The 5617-nt window shown below is 55.8% G+C and carries 5 protein-coding genes, 5 tRNA genes and 1 pseudogene; 7 read left to right on the top strand and 4 right to left on the bottom strand.

Going from position 1 to position 5617, the window contains the following annotated elements:
- Nucleotides 1–46 precede the first annotated feature (46 nt).
- Together ACK1VC_RS27510 and ACK1VC_RS27515 are read left to right on the top strand one after the other, a co-directional pair.
- Entirely contained in the window at nucleotides 47–937 is an 891-nt protein-coding gene (locus ACK1VC_RS27510; protein WP_191087384.1) for an ATP-binding protein, read from the top strand.
- Nucleotides 934–1416 carry a GAF domain-containing protein gene (locus tag ACK1VC_RS27515; protein ID WP_016485457.1) on the top strand — a complete coding sequence of 161 codons (483 nt, stop codon included), beginning with the start codon at nucleotides 934–936 and terminating at the stop codon, nucleotides 1414–1416. The genes ACK1VC_RS27510 and ACK1VC_RS27515 overlap by 4 nt, the downstream gene beginning before the upstream one ends.
- 53 nt (nucleotides 1417–1469) lie before the next feature.
- Here the strand turns inward: ACK1VC_RS27515 and ACK1VC_RS27520 are convergent, their stop codons facing one another.
- The gene (locus tag ACK1VC_RS27520) at nucleotides 1470–2237 is read right to left on the bottom strand and encodes a hypothetical protein (RefSeq protein WP_016485458.1); all 768 of its coding nucleotides are present in this window, start codon (nucleotides 2235–2237) and stop codon (nucleotides 1470–1472) included.
- A 315-nt stretch (nucleotides 2238–2552) separates the two neighbouring features.
- Between ACK1VC_RS27520 and ACK1VC_RS27525 the strand changes: the two genes are divergently transcribed.
- The 5 genes from ACK1VC_RS27525 (at nucleotide 2553) to ACK1VC_RS27545 (ending at nucleotide 3113) form a co-directional block, all read left to right on the top strand.
- Nucleotides 2553–2628: transfer RNA gene (locus tag ACK1VC_RS27525), tRNA-Glu, on the top strand.
- 3 nt (nucleotides 2629–2631) lie between these two features.
- A tRNA-Gly gene (locus tag ACK1VC_RS27530) sits at nucleotides 2632–2707 on the top strand.
- 92 nt (nucleotides 2708–2799) lie between these two features.
- Nucleotides 2800–2875, top strand: a tRNA-Glu gene (locus ACK1VC_RS27535).
- Between the two features lie 3 nt (nucleotides 2876–2878).
- Nucleotides 2879–2954 (top strand) — tRNA-Gly (locus ACK1VC_RS27540).
- 86 nt (nucleotides 2955–3040) lie between these two features.
- A tRNA-Gly gene (locus tag ACK1VC_RS27545) sits at nucleotides 3041–3113 on the top strand.
- 178 nt (nucleotides 3114–3291) lie between these two features.
- Here the strand turns inward: ACK1VC_RS27545 and ACK1VC_RS27550 are convergent.
- The 3 genes and pseudogenes from ACK1VC_RS27550 to ACK1VC_RS27560 all read right to left on the bottom strand — a co-directional run.
- Nucleotides 3292–3453, bottom strand: a pseudogene (locus ACK1VC_RS27550) (ParB family protein); the annotation flags it as partial.
- A gap of 456 nt (nucleotides 3454–3909) precedes the next feature.
- The gene (locus ACK1VC_RS27555; RefSeq protein ID WP_031312394.1) at nucleotides 3910–4173 is read right to left on the bottom strand and encodes a PAAR domain-containing protein; all 264 of its coding nucleotides are present in this window, start codon (nucleotides 4171–4173) and stop codon (nucleotides 3910–3912) included.
- 545 nt (nucleotides 4174–4718) lie between these two features.
- On the bottom strand, nucleotides 4719–5617 hold an 899-nt coding region (locus ACK1VC_RS27560), incomplete at its 5' end, for an RHS repeat domain-containing protein (protein WP_449118165.1).

Genomic DNA, 5617 nt, shown 5'->3' on the forward strand with positions numbered 1-5617 from the left:
AAGAGGCCAGCACAGCAGCCTCGAATCTGAATTGTTAGGAGTCGTCATGGACGCTCGCTTGATTGCTTTTCTGGACCGCGCCGAATCGGTACTGGCGCGCCTTGAGCCCCTGTTACCGGCACAGCGCCCGAACATCGACTGGGGCACCACCCTGGCCGCGCGCTGGCAGCGCGATGGCCGCAGCGGTTATCTGCTGCCATTGGAAGTCAGCCTGGACATCCGCCTGACCGACCTGATCGGCGTCGACCAGCAGCGCGACCAGCTGGGCCGCAACACCCACCAGTTCATCAACGGCCTGCCGGCCAACCACGCGCTGCTGTGGGGCTCGCGCGGTACTGGCAAGTCGTCGCTGGTGCGCGCCTTGCTGGCCGAGCATGCCAGCGCCGGCCTGCGCCTGATCGAAATTGAACGCGACCACCTGGCCGACCTGCCACGGGTGGTCGAGCAGCTGCAGAATCTGCCACAACGCTTCATCCTGTTCTGTGACGACTTGTCGTTCGAGGCCGGGGAGGGCGACTACCGGGTACTCAAAAGCGTGCTCGACGGCTCGCTGGAGCAGGCGCCGGACAACGTGCTGCTGTACGCCACCTCCAACCGCCGCCACCTGGTGCCCGAAAAAGAAAGCGACAACGAAAACTGGAAGCGCGTAGATGGCGAACTGCACCCCAGCGAAGCGGTGGAGGACAAGATTGCCCTGTCTGACCGCTTTGGCCTGTGGCTGTCGTTCTACCCGTTTACCCAGGACCACTTCCTGAATGTTGTCGAGCACTGGATTGGCCAGTTGGCACGGCCTGCCGGGCTTGCCTGGCAGCGCTCTGAAGCACTCGACATCCTCGCCGTGCGCTGGGCCACCGGCCGCGGTAACCGTAATGGCCGTTGTGCCTATCAGTTCGCCCGCTATTGGGTCGGGCTGCAATTGCTGGAGCAAAGTAAATGATCGACCTTAATGCCAGTGGCGCCGGCCTCGACGGCTACCACCTGCTGGCGGCGCAAGTGCAGGCGCTGTTTGCCGACGAGCGTGACTTCATCGCCAATGCCGCACAGTTTTCGGCGTTTCTGTACAACCAGGTGGACGACCTGAACTGGGCGGGGTTCTACCTCAACCGCAACGAACAGCTGGTGCTGGGCCCGTTCCAGGGCCAGGTGGCGTGCGTGCGCATTCCGTTCGGCAAGGGCGTGTGCGGTGCAGCGGCGGCAACGCGCCAGACCCAGCGGGTAGAGGACGTGCATGCGTTTCCGGGGCACATTGCCTGTGACAGCGCGTCCAACAGCGAGCTGGTGATCCCGTTGGTTAAGGCGGGACGGTTGATTGGTGTGCTGGACCTGGATAGCCCGAAGGTTGGGCGGTTCAGCGAGGCAGACCAGGCGGGGCTGGAACGCTTGGCGGCGATCTTCCTGGAGCTGACAGACTGCTGACCAACAGGTTCGCTGTACTGGCCGCTCTCACAGGGCCAGCACAGGCTAACGAATCAGTCGTAGATCACTTTCTTCTTCCAGGTCTCTTCTGCATCGGTCTTGAGCCCGTCGGTCAGTTCGTTGTGCTCGTCCTCCGCAGGTGCCATGCGGTCCAGCACCTGGGCATTGGCCCGCGCCAGCAGCTTTTCCAGATACGTCAGTTGCTCTTCATACACCTTCGGCTCCGGCTGCTTGCGCAAGTACTGCACGCCGCGCTCGAATGCCAGGCGTGCCTGGCCGGGCTGGTTCTTCTGCAGGGCTTGCTGGCCGAGGTTGTTGAAGAACTCGATATGCAGCAGGACCAGGATGTGGCGGATTTCCTTGACCCAGTGCTTGGCTTCAGGCGTGGTCAGGAAGCCTTCCTGGGCCGCACGAGTCACCTGGTTGTGCATGGCCTCCAGCAAGAAGCGCACGTCCTTGGCCTTGATCTCGGTATGGATCGGGTTGGGCGGGTTGTTCACCGGGATCTTTTCGCCCAGGGCAATCAGCACGTCCAGCTCGGCAATGCGCGCCTTGAGTTCGGCATTATGCTTGTCCACCGCCAGCTGGCGCTGGGTAAGGTTCAGCTCCAGGCGGGTGAGCAACAGTTTAAGGGCCGGGGTCATGAACTGGCCCGGGAAGGTCTCGGTGATTTCGCCACAGCGGCGCAGGCGGTCGGCCAGCTCGATCTTGGTCCGGGCGCGTTCGAGTTTGCCGTTTTCGACCACATTGTTGAGGTAGCCGATCACGATCAGCAACGCGATGCCCGCCACGATGAGCAGGGTGATCAGAAGTGGTGTCACCGTTAATGCCTCATTGAAGAAGAATTACAGCTTTGAGTGTAGTGAGTTTGCCAAGGGGCGAACAGCGGCTGTATGCCAGTGCTGGTCCTTTCGCGGCTAAAGCCGCGAAGAGGCCAGTGCAGGATGACTGCTCTCTCTATCGACAACCCGGCCCGCATTTACACCCCAACCCACCCGGAAGTCTTTGATTTAAATAAATTTCTACAAAGGGGTTGACGCCTTCCCGATCCATCCATAGAATGCGCGCCACTTGCAGCGTAAAGCACACAGCGAAACGCGGCAGGAAGTGAAAGCAAGCAGTAATGCTTGTAGCGTGTCCCCTTCGTCTAGTGGCCTAGGACACCGCCCTTTCACGGCGGTAACAGGGGTTCGAGTCCCCTAGGGGACGCCATTTGCGGGAATAGCTCAGTTGGTAGAGCACGACCTTGCCAAGGTCGGGGTCGCGAGTTCGAGTCTCGTTTCCCGCTCCAGTTTCTCCGGCACTGCTTAACGGCGGGGCAGGAAAAGAAAATCCAGTCTGAACCGTGAGGTTCATGTGCTGGTGCACTGAAAAGTGTTGTGTGTCCCCTTCGTCTAGTGGCCTAGGACACCGCCCTTTCACGGCGGTAACAGGGGTTCGAGTCCCCTAGGGGACGCCATTTGCGGGAATAGCTCAGTTGGTAGAGCACGACCTTGCCAAGGTCGGGGTCGCGAGTTCGAGTCTCGTTTCCCGCTCCAGTTTAAATACTGTGGCGTCTATGCGGTGCAGTGGTGGTGAAGGTCGTCAAGGCGCTTCACGCCAAAAGCGGTAAAAGTTTTACAATGCGGGAATAGCTCAGTTGGTAGAGCACGACCTTGCCAAGGTCGGGGTCGCGAGTTCGAGTCTCGTTTCCCGCCTCCAAATATCGATCTACAGAGTTCCATGGAAGTCTGTAAGTTCTTGAAAATAGACGCTTCGGCGTCTTTTTTCGTTCCAGCGCAATCTGCCAGAATCCACCAGCAGCCACGAAATTTAAGTACATTTTTAAGTACAGCGATTCCGGGTGGTTGGGGTAGCGGATTGATGGCTGATCTGGGCCTTGGGCATCGATATCAGTCCGCCGTGCAGCTCGTTTTCTGCCAGGTGTCCAGTCAGCGCGACGATTTCCCCACGGGCTGGCTAAGGTCGAAACAGACAGGCTACGCGAAAGAAGCGCTCGTCCTTGGTCTCGGTCCACAGCTCGCGCAGGATGGTCAGGCATCGCGCATGCGACTGATATATGACTGCTGCACGGGATAGCCGTCGAGGCTGAGTCGACGCGCCAGTTCCGCTTCCGCGCAGCTCGACAATCCGGTGCAGCTCGCTCTGGAATGCTGGATTGAACATCGCCAAAGGGGAGGGCGACAACCAGTTCGGGCTGCAACAGCGGTTCGCTGGGCAGGCCATAGGCTCTCCAGGGTTACAGTCGAAGCCGGCATCGAAAAGGTTGCGCTGCAGGCCTTTAAGTTGTTTAGCGAGCGGCACTCCGAACAGCTGGAGATTGATGTCGGGTTCTTCCTCGCCAATAGCGCTGCCAGGCGCTTGGGGAGGATGCCATCCGGCAATGCCATACATTCCTCGGGCGATCACGCCTTGCTCGTAGGTCAGCAGCGGCGGCAACAGACATACTGCTGGGATGTCTGTTGTTCACCTACTCAATCTGGCCTAGTTCACTCAGCGATGAACGCTGCCGTGTGATGCGCTGGCGATCAAGCTGGCGCCGCACGCGGTCTTCATGCCGTCGAGAGCGACGGGGACTCCGTTCACCCGATAGGTATCACTGCCCTCGATGATGGGGAACTCGCCTTTGCATAGAGGGCAGAAAACCATGTTGCCCTTGCCGGCCATTGGTTTGCCGTTGAGGTTTGTATGGGGTATGGATTCAATTACTTCACCTCCGTGATCGGTTGAGTCGTTAAGTCTTACAATTTGTGGCATCATCAAGTCCTCTTAAAAATTCTGCTGAACTGCGCAGTCTCCATCACCCCTTACCGGTATTAGGTGACCTCACCGGCAACATTGATCCTTTACGGCAGTTGACCCAGGGTATCGTATGCTCATCGACCTCGATCGAGGTTGTATAGCATGTGAGCTTCGTGCCGCTTCAACGTTCGTATCGTTCTTTGGCTTCCTAGCAGTGCGTGCATTTCTAAATCCCGATGTGTGTTTGTCAATTCAATCAAGCTAGCTTTTGTTGCATTTAAAGAGAATCTCATCTTCCGTTATGCGGAGTTCGCTGGTTATGAATGTCATTGCTTCGGACAGGCTGGTATATGACTTGCGTATATGTACCCTGTAAAGGTCGGTGGCGTCTTCATAGTCCTCAAGATATTCGTCAAGACCAACATGGAAGGCGTTATTGTGGAATATTATGAAAAATTCCTTCTTGTAGATTTTTCCGTTTTCATTATATTCGTGTTCTAGCCATAGTTTTTTATTCTGCTTTAAATGTTTTTTTATTTTTTGAAGATGGTTATAAATTTTCATCGTCTTTTTGGTCTCGTGCCCGGGCAATTAGGATTTCTCTCGATGAAGATGTCTGCTCTAGATCCTTCTGGTGTGACTATATTAATATGAGGCAAAGTTTTATGCGCATGGCCGTCGGGAAGTGATTCATGGCCATAAAGAACTCCAGTTACTGGATTGATTTTGAAATCCATATGATAGCTGGCTCTTCCCGTACCATTTTGGCGGAGGGACTTGAAAGCAGCTTTATCCCTAGCAATCTTGTCTGGAGTTTTATCACCCGCGCCTGCCGATTTCTGAGCGTCAGGAAAGGCTCCGAACAATACGGCGGAAGCCTCTTTGTAAGAGCAAACGGTAACGCTTTTACCACTTCGCAACTCTGCGACTGCTTTGATTATGCTGAGTGGAGATAAGCCTCTAGGGTCATCCCATTGTAAGGGGTTTGGAGCATATTGATATACATTCAGCCCCCCGCTGAATCCGATCGGATCTTTTCCAATAAAGCGCCCCAGGCGCGGATCGTAGTAACGATATCTATTGTAGTGTAGCCCAATTTCTGTATCTAAATACTGACCAGGTAGTCGAACAGGGTTGCAAATTTCCGCCCGCTTAGCTTTTCCATTTGTTTCGCAGGTTCCCCCCCAAGCCTGAAAGATTCCACTCCAGGCGATTTTCCCGCTCTCATCAGTAAACTCATGGGGTGTTCCGAGATAATTGCAGTGCCACCAGCCAATCTTATCAAAACGTCTCATTACCGGTTTGTGTTGCCACACTGGATCCCGGTCAATGTCATATGGGAAATCATAGCTCGGCTGATGCATCATTTCATCAATATGGTTTATCACACCTTGCGCGACCGGAATGAAGGTCCCTGGCTCAAACACGTAATGCGTGGTCCGCCCCTTGCCATCCCGGC

The sequence above is a fragment of the Pseudomonas sp. XP2 genome, from assembly GCF_053557975.1.

What these genes read in the sequence shown, in the direction of transcription:
- ACK1VC_RS27510 (WP_191087384.1), top strand. Translation starts at nt 47, where the DNA reads ATGGACGCTCGCTTGATTGCTTTTCTGGACCGCGCCGAATCGGTACTG.
- ACK1VC_RS27515 (WP_016485457.1), top strand. Translation starts at nt 934, where the DNA reads ATGATCGACCTTAATGCCAGTGGCGCCGGCCTCGACGGCTACCACCTG.
- ACK1VC_RS27555 (WP_031312394.1), bottom strand. Translation starts at nt 4,173, where the DNA reads ATGCCACAAATTGTAAGACTTAACGACTCAACCGATCACGGAGGTGAA.